Source organism: Nocardiopsis coralli, from assembly GCF_014892575.1.
GTDB classification, from domain to species: Bacteria; Actinomycetota; Actinomycetes; order Streptosporangiales; family Streptosporangiaceae; genus Nocardiopsis; species Nocardiopsis coralli.
Genome location: NZ_JADBGI010000005.1, coordinates 219,039 through 242,004, shown reverse-complemented (window position 1 = coordinate 242,004; position 22,966 = coordinate 219,039). Strand labels below are relative to the sequence as shown.

Here is a 22,966-nt window from a genome sequence, read left to right as displayed (position 1 = left end):
AACCGGTCCCCTCCCACCCTGGTACACGGTCAGCCCGAAACCCAGGGTTGTTGCACGGGTGTGACCGGCGGGCCCGCTGGCGACCCCTCGAAATGCGCCGATACCGTCGTCCGGTGACGACCGCACCGGTCGCGCCCCGGCCACGAGGAGACCACCATGCCCGCAGTACCCAGCGCCGCTCTGACCACCGCAGGCCTGATCGGCGGTTACTCGGCCGCCCGTGCCACCGGCAACCGCCCGCTCGGCGGGGTGGTGCTCGCGGCCTTCGGCGCGGCCGCCTTCGAGGCGACCCGGCGGCGCTCCGGGGTGGGCGCGGCCGTGGCCGTGACCGGCACCTACGTGGCGGCCTTCGGGCTGTCCCACCCGCTGGCCAAGAAGATCGGCTCCTGGCCGGCGGTGCTGAGCGTGACCGCCGCCACCGCCGCCGTGGCGGTGTCCGCGGGCGACCGCGACGGTTCCTGAGACACTCCGGGGCGCGGTGACGGGGACTGTGCCCGGGGTCACTGCACCGGTGGGGCCGTTCCCGTACCGTCGGCCGCGCGCCGACCGGCCTCCGCCGGCGTCTCCCCCGGTTCCCCCCACGTAGGAAGTCCCCCATGCCTCAGAACGTCCTCGTCACCGGCGCCTCCTCCGGGATCGGGCGTGCCACCGCCGAACTCTTCCACGCCAAGGGCTGGAACGTGGTGGCGACCATGCGCAACCCCTCCGCCGAGACGGAGCTGACCGGACGTGAACGCCTGCTGGTCACCCGCCTCGACGTGACCGACCACGCCTCGATCACCAGCGCCGTCGCCGAGGCCGAGGAACACTTCGGCCCGGTGGACGTGCTCGTCAACAACGCCGGCTTCGCGGTGCTGGGCCCGCTGGAGTCGGTCCCTGTGCAGGCGATCGAGCGGCAGTTCGCCACCAACGTGACCGGGCTCCTGGCCGTGACCAAGGCCGTGCTCCCGCGGTTCCGGACCCGCAGGTCGGGCGTGGTCGTCAACGTCAGCTCGCTCGCGGGCAAGGTCGCCTTCCCGCTCGGGTCCCTCTACGTGGCGTCGAAGCACGCCGTCGAAGGGGTCTCGGAGTCGCTGTCCTTCGAGCTGCGGGCGATCGGTGCGCGGATGAAGATCATCGAACCCGGCGGCGTGGAGAGCGACTTCGGGCACCGCTCCTCCGAGGTCAACCACGACGAGGAGCTGACCGAGTACGGTCCCCTGCTCGAGAAGGTGGTCGCCGGGCTGAAGGCCGGGACCGGGGCCGAGGGCGCCCCGGCCTCCGGTGTGGCCCGCGCCGTCTTCGACGCGGCCACCGACGGCACCGACCGCCTGCGCTACGTCGTCGGGGAGGACGCCGAACAGGCCATCGCGCACCGGGCCGGTGCGGACGACGCCGAGTACCTCGCCCAGGTCAACGCACAGTTCGGGCTCTGACCCGGCGCATCGGACCTCGGGTCAGGAACCCTGGATGTAGGCCTCGAGCTGGGCCCGGTCCTCCTCCAGGACCCGCAGCCGGCTCTTGACCACGTCGCCGATGCTGACCAGGCCGGCCAGGCGGCCCTGCGACATCACCGGTACGTGGCGGAAGCGGTGCCGGGTCATGGCCTCGCTGACGGACTCGACGGTGTCGTCGGGTGTGCAGGTGTGGACGTCGGCGGTCATGATGTCGGCGACGGGGGCGGCGAGCAGGTCGGCGCCGTGCCGTTCCAGACCTCGTACGACGTCGCGTTCGGAGACGATCCCGATGAGGGCCTCGTCCCGGGCGACGGCCACGGCGCCGATCCCGTGCCGGGTGAGTGCGGTGAGCAGGTCGGCCACGGTGGTCTCGGGTGCCACGCTCACCACCTCCGTGCCCTTGGTCCGGAGGATCGCGGCGATCAGCATGGGAGCCCCTTCCACTGGCGGGGTGCAGGTGCGGAAGGGGTACCCGCCCCGGGCACCGGCAACCATGGGCCACCGTGCAGACGCAGACACGCACGAGGGGGACCGGTCTCGAACCGGCGGTCCCCCTGCACAAGTGGTGCTTCAGCCGCCCTCCATCCAGTACCTCTGGAGCCTGGCCACAGCCTCTTCCTTGCTCATCCGCGCGACCTCGGCGCCGTCCAGCCCGAGGTTGGTCATCAAGAGATGCACGAGGTCGGCGGGCAGTGCTCCGACAGGAACCTCGGGAACACCTCGATCCGGGCGCACACCTTCCTGCACGCACGACCAGAACGTGTCCTCGTCCACCTCGAGCTGGTCCCGCAGAATGTGCGCCCACATGCTCTTGCCGTGGTCGGAGCGGTCCGCGGGCCGTGAGATCCGTGTCCTGAGCACACGGCCGTCGGCGAGAGCGAGCTCGTAGGTGATGTGGTGCGTGCCGGTCCGGCCCCGGGCGCTGCGGACCGGTGTCCAACCCTCCACCGTGCAGAACCGATCATGGTCCTCGCGTGTGGGTCGTGGCCACGTCACCGGGTACCCCCCACCAACCAGTCACGCAACTGCTCGTCGTCGCTGAGACCGATCATCTGGACCAACCCCCAATTGTCCCGGTGGTTGGGGGCGTCGAGCAGGTGGTCCTGCCAATCCTCCGCGTACTCGCGAAGCGCGTCGACCATCTCGGTCAGTGCCTCGCCGAACGTCGCACCGTCCGCGGCGACAGGCAAGCCGGGGATGAAGACGGACCAACCGTCGGCCTCGGGCACGACCTGGGCGCGCGCAGGAGAGACCGCTGCAAGGTAGCGGCGCAATCTCTCCACGTCGACGACGGCGGTTCTCGCCGAGTCGCGCCGGACCGTTGCGATCCGCCCGCTCTCGGCGGCATCCAGGAGTGCCTTCAGGTGCGCACGCGCCTCGGTGTAGCTGTCGTAGTGCACAGCACTCATGGTGTTCCCTCCATCGCGACGTAGTACAACAATGCCCCGACTCTGCACGTACGTCAAGTACTCCACGTACTTCCCTGCGCGCGCAAGAGAGGGGGACCGGTCTCGACCGGTCCCCCTCGTGCGCGGCGGGGCGCCCGCGTGCGGGCGCCCCGGGCGCGGATCAGCTGCAGCCGCTGGTGGCGCCGCAGCCCTCGCAGGCGTAGCAGCTACCGGACGGGCGCATCTTGGTCCCGCAGGTGATGCACAGCGGGGCGTCGGCCATGAAGCCCTGGGAGGAGCCGACCGTCGCGCTCGGCTTCGGGCTCTCCTCCTCCGTGCTCTCCTCGGCGCCGTCCTCCGACACCGAGGACTCCTGCGACGGCGCGGCCGACTGGGCGTAGGACTCCACCTGCGCCTGCATCTGGGCCGGGTCCTCGCCGTTGAGCTGGGCCTGGCGCTCGGCGGCCGAGAGCACACCCAGCGCGGCGCGCTCGTCGTAGGGCAGGTGGTCCAGGGCCAGGCGGCGGAAGATGTAGTCCACCACCGACTGGGCCATCCGGATGTCCGGGTCGTCGGTCATGCCGGCCGGGTCGAACCGCATGTTCGTGAACTTCTCCACGTAGGTCTCCAGCGGGACCCCGTACTGGAGCGCGATGGAGATGGCGATGGAGAAGGCGTCCATGACCCCGGCCAGGGTCGAGCCCTGCTTGCCGAGCTTGAGGAAGACCTCGCCGAGGCCGTCGTCCGGGTAGGAGCCGGCGGTGATGTACCCCTCGGCACCGCCCACGGAGAACGACGTGGTCTCGCTCGGGCGCTTCTTCGGCAGGCGGCGGCGCACCGGGCGCGGGACCTCGACGACCTGCGGCTCGTCCTTCTCCTTCTCCTCGTTCTTGGAGGTGGAGAGCGGCTGGCCGACCTTGCAGTTGTCGCGGTAGACGGCGAGCGCCTTCAGGCCCAGCTTCCAGCCCTGGAAGTAGATGTGCTCGAAGTCGGCGACCGTGGCCTCCTCCGGGACGTTGACCGTCTTGGAGATGGCGCCGGACAGGAACGGCTGGGTCGCGGCCATCATGCGCACGTGGCCCATGGGCTGGATGTAGCGCTTGCCCATCGCGCAGTCGAAGACCTCGTAGTGCTCCGGGCGCAGGCCGGGGGCGTCGACGACGTGGCCGTGCTCGGACACGTACTCGACGATCGCCTCGATCTGCTCGTTCTGGTAGCCGAGGTTGGTCAGCGCGCGCGGGATCGCCTGGTTGACGATCTGCATGGAACCGCCGCCGACCAGCTTCTTGAACTTGACCAGCGAGAAGTCCGGCTCGATGCCGGTCGTGTCGCAGTCCATCATGAAGCCGATGGTGCCGGTGGGCGCGAGCAGCGACGCCTGGGCGTTGCGCCAGCCGTTGCGCTCGCCGACCTTGAGGCAGTCCGCCCACTCGCGGGTGGCCGCGGCGTGGATCGGGCGCTCCAGGGTGCCGACCGTGGAGAGGTCGTCGTTGGCGGCGGCGTGCTTGCGCATGACCCGCTTGTGGGCCTGCTCGTTGCGCTTGTAACCGTCGTAGGTGCCGACGACGCCGGCGATCTCGGCGCTGCGGCGGTAGGCGGTGCCGGTCATCAGCGAGGTGATGGAGCCGGCGACCGCGCGGCCGCCGTCGGAGTCGTAGGCGTGGCCGGTCGCCATGAGCAGGGCGCCGAGGTTGGCGTAGCCGATGCCCAGCTGGCGGTAGGCGCGGGTGGTCTCACCGATCTTCTGCGTGGGGAAGTCGGCGAAGGTGATGGAGATGTCCATCGCCGTGATGATCAGCTCGGTGAGCTTGGTGAAGGCCTCGACGTCGAAGGTGTCGTCCTCGCGCAGGAACTTCAGCAGGTTGATCGAGGCGAGGTTGCAGGAGGAGTCGTCCAGCGACATGTACTCCGAGCACGGGTTGGACGCGGAGATGCGGCCCGTCTCGGGGTTGGTGTGCCAGTCCTGGATGGTGCCGTCGTACTGGATGCCGGGGTCGGCGCACTCCCAGGCGGCGTTGGCCATCCGGTTGAACAGGTGCTTGGCGTCGACGGTGGCCACGACGTCACCGGTGGTGCGGGAGGTCAGGCCGAACTCCGAACCGGTCTCGACCGCGCGCATGAACGCGTCGGAGACCCGGACCGAGTTGTTCGCGTTCTGGTACTGGACGCTGAACATGTCCGAGCCGCCCAGGTCGACGTCGAACCCGGAGTCGCGCAGGGCACGGATCTTGTGCTCCTCGCGGGACTTGGTCTCGACGAACTCCTCGACGTCGGGGTGGTCGACGTCGAGCACGACCATCTTGGCGGCCCGGCGGGTGGCGCCGCCCGACTTGATGGTGCCGGCGGAGGCGTCGGCGCCGCGCATGAAGGAGACGGGGCCGGAGGCGGTGCCGCCGGAGGAGAGCAGCTCACGGCTGGAGCGGATGCGGGACAGGTTCACACCTGCGCCGGATCCGCCCTTGAAGATGATGCCCTCTTCCTTGTACCAGTCGAGGATCGACTCCATGGTGTCGTCCACCGACAGGATGAAGCACGCGCTGACCTGCTGCGCGGACGTGGTCCCGACGTTGAACCACACGGGGGAGTTGAAGCTGAAGAACTGGTTGGCGAGGGCGTACTTCAGCTCGTGGTCGAAGATCTCCGCGTCCTCGTCGGAGGCGAAGTAGCCCTGCTCGCGCCCGGTCTCGGTGTAGACGCCGACGACCCGGTCGATGAGCTGCTTGAGGCTCCACTCCCGCTCGGGGGTGCCCATGGCGCCGCGGAAGTACTTGCTCGCCACGATCTGGGTGGCGTTCATCGTCCAGGAGGCGGGGAACTCCACGCCGCGCTGTTCGAAGTTGACCGTGCCGTCACGCCAGTTGGTCATGACGACGTCGCGGCGCTCCCATTCGAGGGAGTCGTAGGGGTGGACCCCCTCGGTGGTGAAGACCCGCTTGATCTTCAGGCCCTTGCGTCCCCCCTTGCCCTTGCGTCCCGTCGGTCCGCTGGTGGTTTCCGTCATTGCGGAGTCTCCCCGGAGTACTTCGTGGGCACGGTCGTTGTTGCCGTGCGGCGTCCATGGTTTGGGGGACGGGTGGGCCCGGCCTCTCCTGTGCCGTGCCCCTCCTCCCCGGAGGGTCTTGTGCCTTCCGGGCCGTCTCGGGAACGGCCCGGGACGCGCTACCCGGTGGTGTTGTCGCCGGACGCGGACCCGGCCTCACTGTCCGCGCGGAGGCTGGCGATCTCTGCCTCGAAGTCGGCGAGGCTCTCGAAACCGCGGTAGACACTGGCGAAGTGGAGGTAGGCCACCTCGTCCAGGTCCCGCATCGGGACCAGGATCGCCAGCCCGATCTCGTTGGCCGGCACCTCGGCCAGCCCGCGGCCGCGGATCTCCTCCTCGACCTGTTGGCCGAGCTGGGCCAGGGCGTCCTCGGAGACGGGCCGCCCCTGGCAGGCGCGCCGCACCCCGGCGATGATCTTGGTGCGGCTGAACGGTTCGGTGACCCCCGAACGCTTGGCGACCATGAGCAGGACGTTCTCCTGCGTGGTGAACCGGCGCTCGCACACGGGGCAGGTGCGGCGACGACGGATGGCGGCTCCCTCGTCGGCGGACCTGCTGTCGATCACCCGAGTGTCCGGATGGCGGCAGAACGGACAATGCACCCCGAAACACCTGCTTCCCACACCCGGAACAACGCCCCTCGCCTCTACTAAACCACAACTTCTGGGTCAGTGGCCACTAGAGCCACCCCAGATGTTGTGGTCGAACCTAGACCTCGCCGGACGCTCCCGCAACCCTGGCCACCGCGTGTTCTGCGCACAGGGGCACGACGACCCGCAGGGCAGCTTCTGAACTGGGAGAACGGGGGGTTTCGGTCGACCGTCGGGGGCGATCCGGCACCGGCCTCCAAGGATAACGTCGACGCCCTCGGGCAGCCGCCCGGACCGGGGCCCCACGGCGTGCCGGAAGCCCCGCCGAGCAGGGACTCCGGACACTCCGCAAACCCCCGGAGACACCTCCCACACCGGCGGCGACGCCTGCTCACAACACATGCCGGACGCAAGTTCTTCCTGCGTTCACACCACCCGCGCGTGCACGAACCGGTAAACACGTGTACATGAGCGAGCACCCTCCGGCCACAGCCGAGGCCATCGCCCCGAAGGCGGTCGAACGCTTGTTTGAAATCACCGTGCGCAACGATTAATGTTGGAACGATCCGACCCAAGTCGAGGAGGCCCGGCCGTGCCGGAGGAACTTCCCACAGCCGTGGACAGCAGCAACGAGGTCGCGCCCCTGGACGGGCCGGCCGGCGCCGAGGCCCAGGCCCCCAGGCTGACCGCCCGCCAACAGGCCGTCCTGAACTGCATCCAGCGCTACGTGCGCGACCGGGGCTTTCCCCCCTCCATCCGGGAGATCGGCGAGGCCGTCGGGCTCTCCAGCCCCTCCAGCGTCGCGCACCAGCTCAAGGCGCTCCAGAACAAGGGCTACCTCCACCGTGACCAGAACCGGCCACGCGCGGTCGAGGTGAAGCGCCGCGACGAGCTCGCCCCCCAACCCCAGGACGAGGACCGGGTTCCCGTTCCGCTCGTGGGCCGTATCGCCGCCGGCGGTCCGATCCTGGCCGAGGAGTCGGTCGAGGACGTCCTGTCGCTGCCGCGCCAGCTCGTGGGTGAGGGGCGCCTGTTCATGCTCACCGTCGTCGGTGACTCCATGACCGACGCGGCGATCACCGATGGTGACATGGTCGTGGTGCGCCAGCAGGCCGACGCCGAGAACGGCGACATCGTGGCGGCGCTCCTCGGCGAGGAGGCCACCGTCAAGGTGCTCAACCGGGGCTACGACGGCCACGTGTGGCTCATGCCGCGCAACAGCGCCTACTCACCCATCAACGGCGACGAGGCCACGGTGCTCGGCAAGGTGGTCACGGTCATGCGCCGGGTGTGAGGCGATAGCGTGGGTCCCGTGTCCACACCTGAGCCCTCTCTGTCCTGGTTCGTCGGCGGGGCCGCGCTGGCCCTGCTGGCCTCCGCGTGCGCGCCCGCCGAGACCGCTGCCGAGGAGCCGCCCGGTGACACCGGCAGCCATCGCGAGGTGCAGTTCACCGTCGGCGAGGACGAGGTGTACGGAACCTTCTCGCTGCCGGAGGAGGGCGCCGACGGGGTTCCGGGCGCACTCGTGATCTCCGGGAGCGGCCCCACCGACCGCGACGGCAACAGCGACATGCGCCCCGCGGCCGACACCAACCTCAACTTCGCGCACGCGTTGGCCGACGCCGGTGTGGCGACCCTGCGCTACGACAAGCTCGGCAGCGGTGAGACCGGTACCGGCGACCGCGATCCCGAGGACCCGGTGGACCCGGAGATCTTCGACGAGCAGGCAGCAGCGGCCTACGAGCACCTCCTGGAGCAGCCGGAGGTCGACCCCGAACGCACGCTCGTGCTCGGGCACAGCGAGGGCGCGCTGTACGCGCTGCGCATGCACGAGCTGGTGCCGGGGTCCTCCCCCGCCGTGGTGCTCGCGGCGCCGCCCGGGGAGCGGTACCTGGACGTGGTCGACCGCCAGCTGACCGAGCAGGTGCGCACGGCGGAGGCCATGGGCGGCCTCGGGGAGGTCGAGGCTCGGACCGTGCTGTCCGACGCGCGCGCGGCGCGTGCGGCGGTACGCGCCGACCGGCCGATGCCCGAGGAGATGGACCCGGCCCTCGGCGGCCTGTACGGGGCGGGGAACCGGGACACCCTGGCGTTCCTCGACGAGCTGGTGCCCGCTGAGCTGGCCGCCGGTCTGCCGGAGGGCACCGAGTCCCTCGTGCTGTGGGGCGAGCAGGACGCGCAGATCTCCCGGGAGGAGATCGACGAGCTCATGACCGGTTTCGAGGACGGTCCCGGCGAGGGCGGCGGCGTCGAACGCGTGGACCTGCCCGAGACCGACCACGTCTTCCGCGAGCAGTCCGACGACGACACGATGCCCGCCGTCGACGAGGACCGCCGCTTCTCCCCCGATGTCGCGCCCGCCCTGGAGTCCTTCGTCGACCGCGCCTGGTGACGTACGCGGGGGCGGTGGTTCAGAGGGCGTCGACGAAGGCCTCGGCGAGATCCTCGGCGGACCCCTGGATCTCCTGCTCGTCGGCCGAGCGCAACGCCTCGTAGTCCGCCGCCGCGCTGTAACAGGTCTCCAGGTACAGGTTGGACACGCGCGTGCCCACACACCCGATCGTGAACGGCCCGTCCTCGGTCCACGCGAGCGCCTCGTCACCGAGGTCGGGGACCTCCCGCGTCTCCTGCCCCGAGGCGGTCTCCCGCAGTGTGCTCGCGGCCGTCTCAGGGCCGCTCGGCTCGGGCGCGGCCACGGCGACGGCCGATGCGAACGCGGGTACCGCGACCGCCGGGCCCTCCGGGGTCGCCCACCGGCACTGCCACCCGGAGCCGAAGGCGTCCTCGGCCCCGCCGAGCGGTTCCTCCGTCTCGAGGGCGTGTGAGGGGACCAGGTCCTCCAGCACCGTGTTCTGCAGGTCCGCGCACTCGGGGGCGGCCTCGAAGTCACCGGCCTCCGCGGAGTCCCGGCTCAACACGTACCAACCGGTCAGCGCGATCGCCACGACCACGGCGAGGGAACCGGCTACCACCCCGGCCACCGCGCACCCGCGGCTCTGGGGCTGGGTCTCGGGGACGCCGGGTCTGGCGTAGGGGTCGCTCACAGGTCCTCCCCCATCCCTGCGGCCAGCTCCACGACCTCGTCCCGTCCGTCGTCGGGGCTGTCGTCGGAGTAACCGGCGTAGGAGATCCGCACGAGCAGGTTGTCGACGTGGTAGGCGAGCTCGACGGTCCCGGGCACGTGGCCGGACCACACGTGGGCGTCGCCCCCGGGCAGGTCGACCTCCTCGCCGTACTCGGGCACGGACGCACCGAGCGTCTCCGCCGTACGTGCGTGCCCGGTGACGAGGGGATCGCCGGAAGGATCGGTGAACCGCGCGGACAACCCCACGCGGAGCGCCCCGCCGTCACCCTCGCCGTGGGTCGTCCATGCGCAGGCGGTGTGTTCCCCGCCGTGCAAGGGCCCGGTCGTGTCGGTGTCCTGCACCGCCTCGCCCAGGAGCGCCTCGACCTGTTCCGCGGGGACCAGGTCGCAGCCGGGGGCGGCCGCGTGCACGTCGTCCGGGTAGGGCTCGTCGGGGGTCCCGCTCCCGGCCCAGAGCCCGATACCGACAGCCAGCGCCGACACCACGGCCGCGCCGCCGCCGATCGCGCCCCAGCGCCCGCGGGGTGAGCGCAACGCTCCGACCCAGTCCTTCGTCCCGGTTGCCGGCAACCGGTCACCGCCTCCCTGTCGGTCGCCGGGCGGCCGACCACGAAGGGCCGCGTGCGGAAAGGGGCTCCCGCACGCGGCCTTCGTCGGTCTCTCGGGGTCAGCCGACGACGATGTTCACCAGCTTCGGTGCACGCACGACCACCTTGCGGATCTGCTTGTCACCGATGAACTTCTGCGCCTTCTCCGACGCCAGCGCAAGCTTCTCCAGCTCGCCGGCGTCGATGTCGGGCGAGACGTCCAGCTTGTCACGGACCTTGCTCTGGACCTGCACGACACAGGTGACCGACTCCTGCACCAGCAGGTCCGGGTCGGCCTCGGGCCAGTTGCCGATGGCGACGCTGCCCACGTGGCCCATGCGCTCCCAGCCCTCCTCACCGACGTAGGGCGCGAAGAGCGACAGCGCCACGGCGATGAACTCGGCGGCCTCGCGCACGGCCGGGTCACCGGCGCCGGGGCCGGAGTCGATGGCCTTGCGGGCGGCGGAGACCAGCTCCATGCACCGGGCGATGGCGACGTTGAAGCGCCGCTCCTCCACCAGGCCGCTGATCTGGTCGATGGCGCGGTGGGTGGCGCGGCGCAGGTCGGTGTCGCCGGCGGAGAAGTCCACGCCCGCGGAGGTGCCCTGCCCGGCCTCGACCATGACCTTGAAGGCGCGGTTGAGGAACTTCTGCGCGGCCAGGACCGACACGTCGGCCCAGTCGACGTCGTCCTCGGGCGGGCTGGCGAAGAGCATGGTCAGGCGGACCGCGTCGACCCCGTAGGTGTCGATCTGCTCGCCGAGGTCGACACCGTTGCCCAGCGACTTGGACATCGCCCGGCCCTGGTTGATGACCTGGCCCTGGTTGGTGAGGCGGGCGAAGGGCTCGGTGAAGTCGAGCATGCCCATGTCGTGCAGGACCTTGGTGAAGAAGCGCGCGTACAGCAGGTGGAGCGTCGCGTGCTCCTTGCCGCCGATGTAGTGGTCGACGGGGCCCCACTTGTTGACGGTCTCGCTGTCGAACGGGGCGGAGTCCAGGCGCGGCGAGCAGTAGCGCCACGGGTACCAGGACGAGTCCACGAAGGTGTCCATGGTGTCGGTGTCGCGCTCGGCGGGCCCACCGCAGGTGGGGCAGTCGACCTCGAGCCACTCCTTGGCGGCGGCCAGGGGCGAGATGCCCTTGGGCGCGAGCTCGGCGCCCTTCATCTCCGGCAGGGTCACCGGCAGCTGCTCGTCCGGCACGGGCACCAGGCCGCAGGAGGGGCAGTGGATGATCGGGATCGGCGTGCCCCAGTACCGCTGGCGGGAGATCAGCCAGTCGCGCAGGCGGAAGTTGACCGTGGACTCGCCGGTGCCGCGCTCGTCGAGCACCTCGATGATGCGGGCGATCGCGTCGTCCTTGGTGAGGCCGTCCAGCGGGCCGGAGTCGCGCAGCGTTCCCTCTCCGGCGGTGGCGACGCCGCTCTCGGCGGGGTCGGGCTCACCGGTCTCGACCACGACGCGCACCGGCAGGTCGAAGGCGAGGGCGAAGTCGAGGTCGCGCTGGTCGTGCGCGGGCACGGCCATGATCGCGCCGTGGCCGTAGCCGGCCAGGACGTAGTCGGCGGCCCACACGGGCATGCGCTCGCCGTTGACCGGGTTGATGGCGTGGCGGCCCAGGAAGACACCGGTCTTGGGGCGCTCGGTGGTCTGGCGCTCGATGTCGGAGAGCTTGGCAACCTCGGTGCGGTAGGCCTCGAAGGCCTCGCGCTGCTCGGGCGCGCACAGTTCGTCGGCGAGCTCGGCGTCGGCGGCCACGACGAAGAAGGTCGCCCCGTACAGGGTGTCGGGGCGGGTGGTGTAGACGGTGACGGGCTCGTCACGGCCCTCGACGGCGAACCGGACGTCGGCGCCGGTGGAGCGCCCGATCCAGTTGCGCTGCATGCTGAGGATCTCGTCGGGCCAGCGGCCGCCGTCGAGCTGGTCCATGTCGTCCAGCAGGCGCTGGGCGTACTCGGTGATCTTGAAGTACCACTGGTTGAGGCTGCGCCGTTCGACGTCGGAACCGCAGCGCTCGCACTTGCCGTTGACGACCTGCTCGTTGGCGAGCACCGTTTGGTCCTGCGGGCACCAGTTGACCAGGCCGTCCTTGCGGTAGGCCAGGCCCCGCTCGAAGAAGCGGTTGAACAGCCACTGGTTCCACTTGTAGTACTCGGGGTCGCTGGTATGGATGCGCCGGGACCAGTCCACACCCACGCCGTAGCGGTGGAACGAGGCGGCCTGCGTCTCGATGTTGGCGTAGGTCCACTCGTCGGGGCGGCTGTCGCGCTGGATCGCGGCGTTCTCGGCGGGCAGGCCGAAGGAGTCCCACCCGATGGGGTGCAGGACGTTGTCGCCGCGCTGGAAGCGGTAGCGCCCGATCACGTCGCCGATCGCGAAGGCCTCCGCGTGGCCCATGTGCAGGTCGCCGGAGGGGTAGGCGAACATGTCGACGATGAAGGAGCGGGGACGCTCGTCGGCCGGGTCCTCACTGGCCGTGAACGGGAGCTCGGCGGCCCAGCGCGCCTGCCACTTGTCCTGGAGGGCGCGGGCGTCGTAGTTGCCGCCCGCCGTCTGGTCGCCGTCTACCGCTGTCATCGCTGCTTGTTTCCTTAGCCGGGTCCGGTGGTACCTCCTCAGGTTAACGGCTGCCGACTCGGGCCGTGAACCTGATCGTCCACCCTGTGGACAACCCCGCTCCCCCGCCGCCGCAGGGCCTGACGCGTCCCGCCGAGTCGGATCGGACCCGGTATCGGTGGGGTCACGGACTCACTCGCCTCTCCACACCGACCGTCCGGTTTGTTACTCTTCCGGAAAGTGGCGCAGAACACGAGACCTGGACCACACGCTGGTCCGTCACTGAACGCGGGAGGCCCCATGCTCAACCTGTCCGTCGTGCTCGAGGACGGAGCACGCAGCGTCCCCGAGAAGGAATGCCTGGTCTTCGGCGACCTGCGCCTGAACTACGCGCTGACGAACGCGATCTCCAACCAGGTCGCGAACCTGCTGGTCTCGCGCGGGATCCGGCCCGGCGACCGGGTGGCCCTGGCCTGCCCGAACCTGCCCTACTTCCCGTTCGTGTACTACGGCGCCCTCAAGGCGGGCGCGGTCGTGGTTCCGCTGAACGTGCTCCTCACCCCGCGCGAGATCGCCTACCACCTGGAGGACTCGGGCGCCAAGGCCCTGTTCGCCTTCACCGGGTCCCCCGAACTGCCGCTGGGCGAGCGCGCGCACGAGGCCTTCCAGCAGGTCGACGCGTGCGAGACCTATGTGGATCTGCCGGCCTCCCCCGGCGCCACCGAGTCCACGATCGAGGGCGCCGAGACCCTGTGGAAGGCCATCGAGGGCCAGCCCACGGAGTTCGAGACCGTGCGGACCGAGGCCGACGACACCGCGGTCATCATCTACACGAGCGGCACCACCGGCCGCCCCAAGGGCGCCGAGCTCTCGCACAACAACCTGATGATGAACGCCATCGGGTCGGCCGGCATGGTCCAGGCGCACCCCGACGGCCGCGACGTGGCGCTGGTCGTGCTGCCCCTCTTCCACATCTTCGGTCAGACGGTGATGCTCAACGCGGCCCTGTACCGCCAGGCCACGCTGGTGCTCATGCCGCGCTTCGACGGCAACGAGGCCCTCTCGCTCATGGAGAAGGAGGGCGTGACCGGGTTCGCCGGCGTGCCCACCATGTACTGGGGCCTTCTCAACGCCGTGAAGGACGCCGAGCCGGGCACCTACGACCTGGACCGGATCGCCGGCAACGTCGTCGACGCGGTCTCGGGCGGCGCCGCCCTGCCGGGCCAGCTCGCGGAGGACTTCACCAAGACCTTCGGCGTCGGCATCAAGGAGGGCTACGGCCTCTCGGAGACCTCCCCGGTCGTGTCCTTCAACAACCCGCGGACCGGGGCCAAGACCGGCTCCATCGGCCGCCCCGTCTGGGGTGTGGAGATGAAGCTGATCGACGCCGACTGGAACGTGCAGGACGAGGTCGGCGAGATCGCGGTGCGCGGGCACTGCGTCATGAAGGGCTACCACGAGCGGCCCGAGGTCAACGCCGAGATCATCAAGGACGGCTGGTTCCGCACCGGCGACATCGCCCGGCGCGACGAGGACGGCTTCTACTTCATCGTCGACCGGTCGAAGGACATGATCATCCGCGGCGGCTTCAACGTCTACCCGCGTGAGATCGAGGAGGTCCTGATGACGCACGAGGCGGTCAGCATGGCCGCCGTCATCGGGATCCCGCACGAGACGCACGGCGAGGAGATCAAGGCGTTCGTGATCCTCCAGAGCGGAGCGGAGATCAGCGCCGAGGAGCTCATCGCGTGGTCGAAGGAGCGCCTGGCCGGCTACAAGTACCCGCGTGAGATCGAGTTCCGCGACGAATTGCCGATGACCTCCACCGGCAAGATCCTCAAGCGCCAGCTGCGCGACTGACCCGCGTTCCGGCCACGACAGGGCCCCGCGACCGTGCACCGGCCGCGGGGCCCTCGTACGTCCGCCGGGCGATCCCGACGCGGGGCTCAGCCCTTGACCGCCCCCTGCACCAGGCCGGCGGCGAGGTAGCGCTGTACGAGCACGAAGAAGACCATCACCGGGATCGTGATGATGGTCGAGGCCGCCATGACGTGGCCCCACTCGTTGGCGTACTGGCCGAAGAACTGCCGCAGACCCACGGCGACGGTGTACTTGTCGCTCTGCTGCATGAAGGTCAGCGCGAGCACGAACTCGTTCCAGGCCACGATGAAGGAGAAGATCGCCGTCGCCACCAGGCCGGGGGCCACGAGCGGGAACAGCACCTTCCAGAACATGACCGGCCACGAGGCACCGTCGATGTAGGCGGCCTCCTCCACCTCTTTGGGCACCGCGGCCACGAACCCGCGCATCATCCACACCGCCAGCGGCAGCGACAGCGCGATGTAGACGATGCCCAGGCCGATCAGGGTGTTGAGCAGCTGCAGGTCCCGCACCTGGATGAACAGCGGGATGACCAGCGCCTCCAGCGGCACCATCTGCACGATCAGGATCATCACCAGCACCGAGGTGCGGAACTTGAACTTGAACCGCGCCACCGCCACCGCCGCGAGCAGGGCGAGCACGCACGCACCGCCGACGGTGATCCCGGCGACGGCGAGGGAGTTGAGCAGGTAGGTCGTGAAGTTGCCCTCGGTGAGGACGTAGACGAAGTTGTCGAACGAGGGGTCGTTGGGCAGCAGCGCCCCGGTCCCCGACGTGGCGCTGTCGGAGAAGGCGCTGACGACCATGAAGTAGACGGGGAACAGCGTGAACAGCAGCAGGGCGCTCACGGCCAGGCACTTGCCGAGCAGGCGCCACATCCGCGACGCCTCGCCGCGCAGGCGGGCCCGGCGCACCTGGTCCTCCCAGTGGGCGGGCTCCGGTGTGGGTGCAGTGCGCGTGCTCAACGGGTCTCCTCGTGGACGCGGCGCCCCGCGGGCGCGGACTGTCGGGCGGGCGGTACGTCGGCGCTGGGGCGCAATGCCCTAGAATCCGGCGAAGTCCGGGGCCGCCGTCCGGCCGGCCCCGCTGGAGTACGGCGGACGAAGGGCGGCCACGCGTGCACGACCTCGACGGGCCCTCCCCCACGGAGGTGGTCATCAGTTGGCTGCCGCACGACGCCCGGTTCCGGGACACCGCCGTGCGGCACGCGGTCTCCGACCCGACCGGTCGGCGCCTCTACGCGTACGTGCACAACCTCGTCAACCAGGCCAACGACGACGGCCGCGCGCTGAGCGCCTTCGACCTGCGCACCATGGGCGCGGTGCGCGAGGACCTGGACCGCCGTTCCCTGGCCTCGGTGGACTGGCGCAGGGTGCGCGACAAGCTCGCCGGGCCGGCCCGCTGACCCCGCGGCCCGGTGAGCCGCAGCCGCCGCCCTGATCGCCGCGCGGGCCCGGGCGCTCGTCCGCGCCCTCACAGCTCGTCGTCCTTGAACAGCGACCGCAGGTACACGATCGTGATCGCCAGCAGCAGGAGCGTGAGCACGACCGCCACGGCCGAACCCATGCCGTAGTCGTTGTGGCCGAAGGAACGCACGTAGGCCCACACGCCCAGGTTGAGCATCTGCGACCCGCCCACGTCGCCGCCGGGCATCAGGTAGATCTGCGCGAACACCTTGAAGTCCCAGATGGTGGAGAGGATCGTGACCACCGCGAAGACCGGGCGCAGCACCGGGAACGTCACGTGCCAGAACCGCTTCCAGGGCCCGGCACCGTCGATGAGGGCGGCCTCCTGGAGCTCCTTGGGCACGGTCAGTAGCCCTGCCAGCACCGTCACGGCCACGAACGGGAACCCGCTGTGCACGATGTTGAGGGTGACGATCGCGTAGAACCAGAAACGGTCCGCGAACCAGTTGTAGCCGCCCGCGTCGACCACACCCATGCTCATGAGGGCCTGGGCGACCACACCCTGGTCGACGTCGAAGATCCAGATCCACACGTAGGTGCCGCTGACCACCGGCATGGCCCAGGCGACCATGATGCAGGAGGTCACGATGACCCGCGGGACCACCTTGAGGTTGACCAGCAGCAGGGCGACCAGGGTGCCCAGCACGACCGTGGTGACCACGGCGACGAACGCGAACACCACGGTGTTCAGCAGCGCCACGTTCCACAGGTAGGGGTCGGTGAGCAGGGCGATGTAGTTGTCGAACCCGATGAACTCCGATTCGCCGGAGACCAGGTTGCTCAGGTGGTACTCCCGCATGGAGAGCCACACGATCCTGCCGAGCGGGAAGAGCAGGAGCGCCCCGATGACGAGCAGGGGCGGGGTGAGGAGGAGCCACGGCAGCGCGGCCCTGCGGCCCCGCATGCTCATCATCGGCCGGGAGCGGCCGGGGGCACCGCCCCCGGCCGCTCCCTTCACACCCTGGCCCGGCCCTCCGGGTCCGAGACCGACCGGTGTTCCCACGTCTTAACCCCCGTTGAGGATCTGCTCGATCTCGTCGGCGGCGCTCTCGGTGGCTTCCTCGACGGACACGTTGCCGTTGAGGATGTCCTGCTGCATCCCGACGATGACGTTCTCGGCCTCGACCTGGCCCCACTCGGGCGCGACCGGGGTACCGCGGCCGGCCTCGTTGAGCTGGATGGCGAAGGGCTGGACCGTGGGGTCCTCCGACTCGGCGTACTCCTCGATCTCCTCGACCCCGCCGGGGAAGAACCCGGTCTCGTCGGCCCAGCGCACGGACCACTCGGGGTCGGTGAGGTGCTCGATGTAGGAGATGCCGGCGTCCTCGTTGCCGGTTCCCTCGAACACGGCGAGGTTGGACCCGCCGGCGAAGGAGTCGGAGTAGCCCTCCTCCTGTCCGGGGATCGGGAAGACCCCGATGTCGCCCTCGAGGTCGGGGTTGTTCTCGACGATGGCCTTGGGGTTGGCGTTGCCGAGGATCGCCATGATCGCGTTCTCCTCGGAGAAGGACTCCATGACGTCGATCTCGTTCCAGTTCACCGCGCCGGTGGTGGAGAGGTCGTCCTCCAGGGACAGGTCGGTGAAGAACTGGATGCCCTCGCGGGCCTCCTCGCTGTCCACCTCCGACACCCAGGTGCCGTCGTCCTGCTCGACCGCGACCTCGGCGCCGCCGCCCCAGATCCAGGGCAGGACGGAGTACTGGGCGTCACCGGGCACGGGGAAGGCGATCATGTCGTCCTCGGCCTCGGACAGCTCGAGGGCGGTCTCGCGGAGCTCTTCCCAGTTCTCGGGCTCGTCGGCGCCGTGTTCCTCGAACACGTCGGTGCGGTAGACCACCGACCGGATCGCCGCGTACCAGGGCAGTGAGTACACCGCGTCGTCGATCTGGCCCATCTCGAGCATGCCCTCGTTGTAGGAGGAGGGGTCGTCGATGGCGGGCGCCAGGTCGTGCAGGGCGCCGGCGTCGGAGAATTCGGGCACGAAGGTGGTGCCGAGCTCGACGACGTCGGGCATGGTCCCGCCGGCGATGGACGTGGAGATCATGTCCTGGGCGTCGGCCCACGGGATGAACTCCACCTCGACGTCCATCCCGGTCTCCTCGGTGAAGGCGTCGTTGGCCTCCTCGAAGAACCCGGTCGCGTCGGGGTTGGTGCCCTCCATGATCCACACGGTGAGGGTCTCGTCCTCACCGGTGCCGCACGAGGTCGTGGCCAGGACGAGGGCGAGTGCGGCCGCGGGGAGGGGTGCGTGGGTGAGTAGTGGTCTGCGAGCCATCGGCGCGCCTCCCGTTCCTGTCGAGGTCCCCAAAGGGTTGGTAGGAAACCTACGTAAGGAACGGCACCTTGTGAAGTAAACAACTCGACCTTGTGTCTGAGCTGTTAGGCCCGGATGGAACTCTGTACGCGCCGACCCGGGCCCGTGACCCTCCGCGTCCGGGTGATGGCGGGCGTTCCCCTGCGCCCGGCCCCCGCCGTGTCACTCCTCCTCGAGGCCGCCCACCTGCCGAAGCGTCGACACGAGCTCGGAGCGCTTGTACACGGCCAGGCCGATCGCCGCGCAGAAGGCCGCGAGCATGTGCGCGTAGACCATGGGGTCACCCAGGGTGAAGCGTTCGGCGATCTCCTCCTCGCCCAGGGAGTGCGCCTCCCAGGCGGTGGAGACGGCGAACTCCAGTTCCGGAGGGAGCATCTCGGCGACGGTGCGGGCCACGGCCTCGCGGGAGTCGGCGGGTTTCCACATCACCCCGGTCTCCTGGACCCGGCGGCCGAGGAAGGCCGCGAGCACCTTGAGCTCGGACACGACGGCGTCGGCGTGGTCTGCCGCCGGGGGGATCGCCCGGTCCAGAGCCTCGCGGTCGTGGTCGGCGTAGGCGGCGACGAGGTCTATGGCGGACCGCTTGACCTCCTCGGAGGGCTCGGGGGTCGGGTTCGGCTCACCCGGCTGGGAGCTGTCGTCTGCGGACACGGTGGGGTCCCTTCGAGGCTGCTGGACGGTGGTGCCGCGTCCATGATGCCGCCTGGCACGGCCGCGGCGGGCAGCACGGCGCCGGCGTCCCCGCAGGGCGAACACCCGGGGACGCCGGCGACGGCCGGGCTGGTCAGTCTGGTCAGTACTGCGGGCGCAGCGGCATGCCCGACACGGTGCCGTCGAGTTTGGCGCCGAGGATCTGGTGGAGCTGCACGACGTCCTTCTCGAAGCCGAGCACGCACCCGGCCATGTACAGGCGCCAGACCCGGGCGGTGCCCTCGCCGACCTCGTGGACCGCCTCGTCCCAGTTCTGTTCGAGGTTGGCGCCCCAGTGGCGCAGGGTCAGGGCGTAGTGCTCGCGCAGGTTCTCCTGGTGGCGGATCTCGAACCCGGCGTCGTTCATCGCGACCTGGAGCTCGCCCGGCCCCTCCAGTTCCCCGTCGGGGAACACGTACCGGTTGATGACGCCCTTGGTGTTCATCCGCGGCAGGTCGTTGCGCGGCCGGGTGATGCAGTGGTTGAGCAGGCGCCCGCCCGGCACGAGCTTGTCGTACAGCGAGGCGAAGTAGGCGTCGAGGTTGGCCGCCCCCACGTGTTCGGTGAGCCCGATGGAGCTGATCCGGTCGAAGGTGCCGTCGGGCACGTCCCGGTAGTCCATGTGGCGGACCTCGGCCAGATCGCCCAGCCCTTCCTGGGCGATGCGCTTGGACGCCCACTCCGCCTGTTCCTTGGACAGTGTCACGCCCGTGGCCTTGACCCCGTGCTCGCGGGCGGCGTGCAGCACCATGCCGCCCCAGCCGCAGCCGACGTCGAGCAGGCGCATGCCCTCGGTCAGGCCGAGCTTGCGGGCGACGAGCTCGTACTTGCGGAACTGGGCGCTCTCCAGGGCCCCGTCGTCGGCACCGACCCGGTCGAGGCGGCCGTCCTCGTCGTCGAAGACCGCACACGTGTAGGTCATGCTCTCGCCGAGGACCATCTCGTAGAAGCGGTTGGAGACGTCGTAATGGTGGTGGATGGCCTCGGCGTCGCGTCTGCGGGTGTGCCGCCAGCCCATGCTCGCCAGTCTGGACGGGGTGACCTCCTGCGGCGGCGGTGCGACCCGGTTGACGAACTTGACCCAGCCCACCGACCTGACGATCGCGGCGGCGTCGGCCACGGACAGGTTGACGCCCTCGGCGAAGGCGAACTCGGCCATCGTGCTCAGGGCGGTGTACATGTCGCCCTCGAGGTCGAGGTGCCCGGAGACGTAGGCGCGGGTCAGCCCCACGGCGTTGGGTGACTGGGCGAGGTAGTTGACGGCGACCGGGGTGCGCACGTGCAGGGCGGTCCCGCTGTCCGGGTCGCCGGCGGTGCTCCCGTCGTAGGCGGTGAATCGGATCGGGGCGTCGGGTCCGACGACGCGCTCGAAGATCTCGGCAAGCCGCATGCTGTGTCCTTTCCGCTCGGAGGATGCGGCCCCACGGGTCGCGTCCCTGTGGTCCGGTCCCGCCTCAGCGGTTGCCCACGCACTTGGCGTACAGGTCGAGCAACCTCCCGTGCGGGTCGTAGGTCTCCTTGAGCTCCCCGTAGGCGGGACCGTTGTACAGCTCCCAGAACTCGTCCTCGGCGTAGAAGGAGTCCGAGTACAGGGACTTGTGCCCGCCGAGCTCGCCGACCACCTCCTCCACCCGCCTGTTGTGGTGGGCCCGGCGCTGCCCGGGAAGCATGTCGACCAGGCCCCAGAACCCGAAGTTGACGTAGAGGCGCTCGTCCTCCAGCGGGTAGAGCGGCCAGACGGGGCCTTCCTGCCCGGCACGGCGGGGTTCGCGCAGGCGGAGCGGGCACAGCCAGACCGGCGACATCCCGATCTCGCGGTGGAAGAAGTCGAGGAACTCCGCGCCGCGTTCCGCGCCCACCTCGACGTCCTGGATGAGCGGTTCCTGCTGGGGCCTGCCCCGGTAGAGGTTGAGCAGGCGGGAGAAGTCGGTGCGCCGGTCCAGGGCGACCAGGCGGCGGTAGACGTCGGAACGCTTGAGGGCGCGCGGCCACAGGGCCCGCACGACCGGGTTCTGCACGCCGAAGGCCCGCGAGCACCAGAACCAGTCGGTGTCCCAGCGCCAGAGGTAGTCCTCGGTGGTGAGGAAGTCGCCGGGGCCGGTCCCGGACAACCGCCGGATGGAGCGGTAGTAGATGTCCTGGCCCCCGTAGTCGCTGGTCCAGGGCGCGGAATCGGTGAAGCGGGCGACCGTCAGGTACAGCTCGTCCGGCCCGAAGGAGACCCCGTCCACGAAGTCGACCCGGCTGCCGCCGTACTCGGCGTCGGCGCAGATGCGGGCGAGCGTGTCCATGGCCTCGCGGTTGTCGGAGAAGCGCAGGTGGCGCAGGTGCACGTAGGGACCGACCGGTTCGAGCTCGATGCGCAGGCGCAGCGCGTAGCCGAGGGTGCCGTAGGAGTTCGGGAACCCCCGGAAGAGGTCGGCGTGCGCGTTGTCGCGGGTGGCGGTCACGACCTCCCCGCTGCCGGTGAGGATCTCCATCTCCTGGACCGCCTCGTGCGGCAGGCCGGAACGGAACGAGGACGACTCGATGCCCAGCCCGGTCACGGCCCCGCCCAGGGTGATGGTGCGCAGCTGCGGGACGACGTTGGGCATGAGCCCGTGCGGCAGGGTGGCGGCGACCAGGTCCTCGTAGGTGGTCATGCCGCCGACGTCGGCCAGCCGCTCGACGGGGTCGATGGAGAGCACGCCGTCGAAGGCCGAGACGTCGAGCGCGGGTGCGGACGAGGCTTCCCGGAACCGGAACAGGTTCGAGGTGGGTTTGGCGAGGCGGACGGGTGCGTCCTCGGGCAGCGCCCGGAAGTCCCTGCGGAGTTTCTGCACCGCGCTCACGTGTTCGGCCAGCCCGTGGCGGCCGGACGCCGAGGTGTCGGCCGTTCCCTGCTGTTGAGAGGTCATCCTGCTCCCGCTTCCGGTGTCGGCGACTCACAGCCCGGTTCGGCCGGCCGGGCGGGGCCGCCGGGGCGGGCCGATCCTCTCCGTTCTACCTGTGGGTAACGGGACGGGGCCACCCCATTTCGTCACGTGTCGTTCGCGTCGGCGCCGGGCGGGGGTGTTGGCACGACCGGGTGGTGACGGGCGCAAATATCATCGGTACTCGTGCGCATCGCTCTCGTTGACTCCGGTATCGGCATGCTCTCGACCGCGGCCGCGTTGCACGCCGCACGGCCCGACGCCGACCTGTTCCTGTCGATGGACCCGGACCACATGCCCTGGGGCGCCCGGACGCCCGACGCCGTCATCGGGCGTGCCCTGGCGGGGGCCCGCGCGGCCTGGGACGCCGCGGGCGGGCTGGACGCCGTCGTCGTGCCCTGCAACACCGCGTCCGTGCACGGGCTGGCCCGCCTGCGCGAGGTGTTCGAACCCTCGGTTCCGGTCATCGGCACCGTCCCGGCGATCAAGCCGGCCGCGCGTTCGGGCGGCCCCATCGCCGTGTGGTCGACCGTGGCCACCACACGCAGCGGGTACCAGCGCCGCCTGGTGGAGACCTTCGCGCAGGACATCGAGGTCACCCCGGTGGCCTGCGCGGGCCTGGCCGAGGCGGTGGAGTCGGCCGACCCCCGCGAGGTCGCCGACGCCGTCTCCTACGCCGCCGGCCTCACCCCCGGGAACGTGCGCGCGGTCGTGCTGGGCTGCACCCACTACGACCTGGTCGGCGAGGAGATCGTCGGGGCCCTGGGCCAGGACGTCGCGCTGCACACCGCCGCGCACGCCGTGGCCGCGCAGGCCCTGCGCCGGGTCGGCGACCTGCCCCACCACGGGCGTCCGGGCCGGGTGCGGGTGCTGGCCAGCGGGCGCCCCGCGGAGCTGCCCGCCGCCGCGCTGACCTACCCGGCCGGGCGTTCCCTCATGGCCCAGGGGTCACCGGCCCGGTCCCTCTGAGGCGCGGCCCGGCGGGGCACGACCGGGCCCTGATCACGGTGGCGCGGGACCGG

The 22,966-nt window shown here is 70.3% G+C and carries 21 protein-coding genes; 7 read left to right on the top strand and 14 right to left on the bottom strand.

The features are described 5' to 3' along the window. Positions 1-156 precede the first annotated feature (156 nt). Together IDM40_RS07605 and IDM40_RS07600 are read left to right on the top strand one after the other, a co-directional pair. On the top strand, positions 157-462 hold the full coding sequence (locus IDM40_RS07605) for a hypothetical protein (RefSeq protein WP_193121207.1): 306 nt from the start codon (positions 157-159) through the stop codon (positions 460-462). Positions 463-596: 134 nt separating this feature from the next. After that, on the top strand, positions 597-1,415 hold the full coding sequence (locus IDM40_RS07600) for an SDR family oxidoreductase (RefSeq protein WP_193121206.1): 819 nt from the start codon (positions 597-599) through the stop codon (positions 1,413-1,415). 21 nt (positions 1,416-1,436) lie between these two features. Here IDM40_RS07600 and IDM40_RS07595 read toward each other — a convergent pair whose 3' ends face one another. From IDM40_RS07595 to nrdR, 5 genes are all read right to left on the bottom strand, one after another. Further along, positions 1,437-1,865 carry a CBS domain-containing protein gene (locus IDM40_RS07595; protein ID WP_193121205.1) on the bottom strand — a complete coding sequence of 143 codons (429 nt, stop codon included), beginning with the start codon at positions 1,863-1,865 and terminating at the stop codon, positions 1,437-1,439. 141 nt (positions 1,866-2,006) lie between these two features. Further along, entirely contained in the window at positions 2,007-2,384 is a 378-nt protein-coding gene (locus IDM40_RS28025; protein ID WP_328806961.1) for a cytotoxic translational repressor of toxin-antitoxin stability system, read from the bottom strand. Positions 2,385-2,428: 44 nt separating this feature from the next. Continuing rightward, positions 2,429-2,845, bottom strand: coding sequence for a type II toxin-antitoxin system HicB family antitoxin (locus tag IDM40_RS07585; protein WP_193121203.1), 417 nt, complete (start codon positions 2,843-2,845; stop codon positions 2,429-2,431). Between the two features lie 160 nt (positions 2,846-3,005). Further along, complete coding sequence (locus tag IDM40_RS07580) at positions 3,006-5,825, bottom strand: vitamin B12-dependent ribonucleotide reductase (protein WP_193121202.1); 2,820 nt, start codon at positions 5,823-5,825, stop codon at positions 3,006-3,008. A 158-nt stretch (positions 5,826-5,983) separates the two neighbouring features. Continuing rightward, positions 5,984-6,466, bottom strand: a complete 483-nt coding sequence (nrdR, locus tag IDM40_RS07575) for a transcriptional regulator NrdR (RefSeq protein WP_193121201.1) — start codon at positions 6,464-6,466, stop codon at positions 5,984-5,986. A 604-nt stretch (positions 6,467-7,070) separates the two neighbouring features. Here nrdR and lexA point away from each other — a divergent pair. Both lexA and IDM40_RS07565 read left to right on the top strand, forming a co-directional pair. After that, entirely contained in the window at positions 7,071-7,748 is a 678-nt protein-coding gene (gene lexA / locus IDM40_RS07570) for a transcriptional repressor LexA (protein ID WP_328806967.1), read from the top strand. A gap of 9 nt (positions 7,749-7,757) precedes the next feature. Further along, on the top strand, positions 7,758-8,846 hold the full coding sequence (locus IDM40_RS07565) for an alpha/beta fold hydrolase (RefSeq protein ID WP_193121199.1): 1,089 nt from the start codon (positions 7,758-7,760) through the stop codon (positions 8,844-8,846). 19 nt (positions 8,847-8,865) lie between these two features. On the opposite strand, the gene IDM40_RS07560 is transcribed toward IDM40_RS07565, so the two are convergent. The 3 genes from IDM40_RS07560 to leuS all read right to left on the bottom strand — a co-directional run bounded on the left by IDM40_RS07560 (position 8,866) and on the right by leuS (position 12,702). Next, complete coding sequence (locus IDM40_RS07560; protein WP_193121198.1) at positions 8,866-9,498, bottom strand: hypothetical protein; 633 nt, start codon at positions 9,496-9,498, stop codon at positions 8,866-8,868. Further along, positions 9,495-10,073, bottom strand: a complete 579-nt coding sequence (locus IDM40_RS07555; RefSeq protein ID WP_216630457.1) for a hypothetical protein — start codon at positions 10,071-10,073, stop codon at positions 9,495-9,497. Before IDM40_RS07555 ends, IDM40_RS07560 begins: the two co-directional genes overlap by 4 nt. A 133-nt stretch (positions 10,074-10,206) precedes the next feature. After that, entirely contained in the window at positions 10,207-12,702 is a 2,496-nt protein-coding gene (gene leuS, locus IDM40_RS07550) for a leucine--tRNA ligase (protein ID WP_193121197.1), read from the bottom strand. A gap of 279 nt (positions 12,703-12,981) precedes the next feature. On the opposite strand from leuS, the gene IDM40_RS07545 reads away from it, so the two are divergent. Continuing rightward, positions 12,982-14,541, top strand: coding sequence for a long-chain-fatty-acid--CoA ligase (locus IDM40_RS07545; protein WP_193121196.1), 1,560 nt, complete (start codon positions 12,982-12,984; stop codon positions 14,539-14,541). Between the two features lie 86 nt (positions 14,542-14,627). Here the strand turns inward: IDM40_RS07545 and IDM40_RS07540 are convergent, their stop codons facing one another. Next, positions 14,628-15,440, bottom strand: coding sequence for a carbohydrate ABC transporter permease (locus IDM40_RS07540; protein WP_235997424.1), 813 nt, complete (start codon positions 15,438-15,440; stop codon positions 14,628-14,630). 239 nt (positions 15,441-15,679) lie between these two features. Between IDM40_RS07540 and IDM40_RS07535 the strand changes: the two genes are divergently transcribed. Then, positions 15,680-15,967 (top strand): hypothetical protein, encoded by a 288-nt coding sequence (locus IDM40_RS07535; RefSeq protein WP_193121194.1) that lies wholly within the window; start codon positions 15,680-15,682, stop codon positions 15,965-15,967. A gap of 68 nt (positions 15,968-16,035) precedes the next feature. On the opposite strand, the gene IDM40_RS07530 is transcribed toward IDM40_RS07535, so the two are convergent. The 5 genes from IDM40_RS07530 to IDM40_RS07510 form a co-directional block, all read right to left on the bottom strand. Further along, complete coding sequence (locus IDM40_RS07530) at positions 16,036-16,932, bottom strand: carbohydrate ABC transporter permease (RefSeq protein ID WP_193121193.1); 897 nt, start codon at positions 16,930-16,932, stop codon at positions 16,036-16,038. A 102-nt stretch (positions 16,933-17,034) separates the two neighbouring features. Then, positions 17,035-18,303 carry a sugar ABC transporter substrate-binding protein gene (locus IDM40_RS07525; protein ID WP_193121192.1) on the bottom strand — a complete coding sequence of 423 codons (1,269 nt, stop codon included), beginning with the start codon at positions 18,301-18,303 and terminating at the stop codon, positions 17,035-17,037. A 201-nt stretch (positions 18,304-18,504) separates the two neighbouring features. Next, entirely contained in the window at positions 18,505-18,993 is a 489-nt protein-coding gene (locus tag IDM40_RS07520) for a hypothetical protein (RefSeq protein ID WP_193121191.1), read from the bottom strand. Between the two features lie 142 nt (positions 18,994-19,135). Then, positions 19,136-20,422 (bottom strand): SAM-dependent methyltransferase, encoded by a 1,287-nt coding sequence (locus tag IDM40_RS07515; protein ID WP_193121190.1) that lies wholly within the window; start codon positions 20,420-20,422, stop codon positions 19,136-19,138. A gap of 64 nt (positions 20,423-20,486) precedes the next feature. After that, a complete protein-coding gene (locus IDM40_RS07510; RefSeq protein ID WP_193121189.1) occupies positions 20,487-21,929 on the bottom strand; it encodes an FAD-binding oxidoreductase in 1,443 nt (480 codons plus the stop codon). Between the two features lie 201 nt (positions 21,930-22,130). Here IDM40_RS07510 and IDM40_RS07505 point away from each other — a divergent pair, with 201 nt between their 5' ends. Continuing rightward, entirely contained in the window at positions 22,131-22,913 is a 783-nt protein-coding gene (locus tag IDM40_RS07505) for an aspartate/glutamate racemase family protein (RefSeq protein WP_193121188.1), read from the top strand. Positions 22,914-22,966 lie beyond the last annotated feature (53 nt).

Bases quoted from the DNA above. Each gene is read 5' to 3' on its own strand.
- IDM40_RS07600 (WP_193121206.1), top strand. From the start codon at position 597: ATGCCTCAGAACGTCCTCGTCACCGGCGCCTCCTCCGGGATCGGGCGT.
- IDM40_RS07515 (WP_193121190.1), bottom strand. From the start codon at position 20,422: ATGCGGCTTGCCGAGATCTTCGAGCGCGTCGTCGGACCCGACGCCCCG.
- IDM40_RS07525 (WP_193121192.1), bottom strand. From the start codon at position 18,303: ATGGCTCGCAGACCACTACTCACCCACGCACCCCTCCCCGCGGCCGCA.
- IDM40_RS07540 (WP_235997424.1), bottom strand. From the start codon at position 15,440: ATGTGGCGCCTGCTCGGCAAGTGCCTGGCCGTGAGCGCCCTGCTGCTG.
- IDM40_RS07545 (WP_193121196.1), top strand. From the start codon at position 12,982: ATGCTCAACCTGTCCGTCGTGCTCGAGGACGGAGCACGCAGCGTCCCC.
- IDM40_RS07530 (WP_193121193.1), bottom strand. From the start codon at position 16,932: ATGCGGGGCCGCAGGGCCGCGCTGCCGTGGCTCCTCCTCACCCCGCCC.
- IDM40_RS07605 (WP_193121207.1), top strand. From the start codon at position 157: ATGCCCGCAGTACCCAGCGCCGCTCTGACCACCGCAGGCCTGATCGGC.
- IDM40_RS07585 (WP_193121203.1), bottom strand. From the start codon at position 2,845: ATGAGTGCTGTGCACTACGACAGCTACACCGAGGCGCGTGCGCACCTG.
- leuS (WP_193121197.1), bottom strand. From the start codon at position 12,702: ATGACAGCGGTAGACGGCGACCAGACGGCGGGCGGCAACTACGACGCC.
- IDM40_RS07580 (WP_193121202.1), bottom strand. From the start codon at position 5,825: ATGACGGAAACCACCAGCGGACCGACGGGACGCAAGGGCAAGGGGGGA.
- IDM40_RS07510 (WP_193121189.1), bottom strand. From the start codon at position 21,929: ATGACCTCTCAACAGCAGGGAACGGCCGACACCTCGGCGTCCGGCCGC.
- IDM40_RS07595 (WP_193121205.1), bottom strand. From the start codon at position 1,865: ATGCTGATCGCCGCGATCCTCCGGACCAAGGGCACGGAGGTGGTGAGC.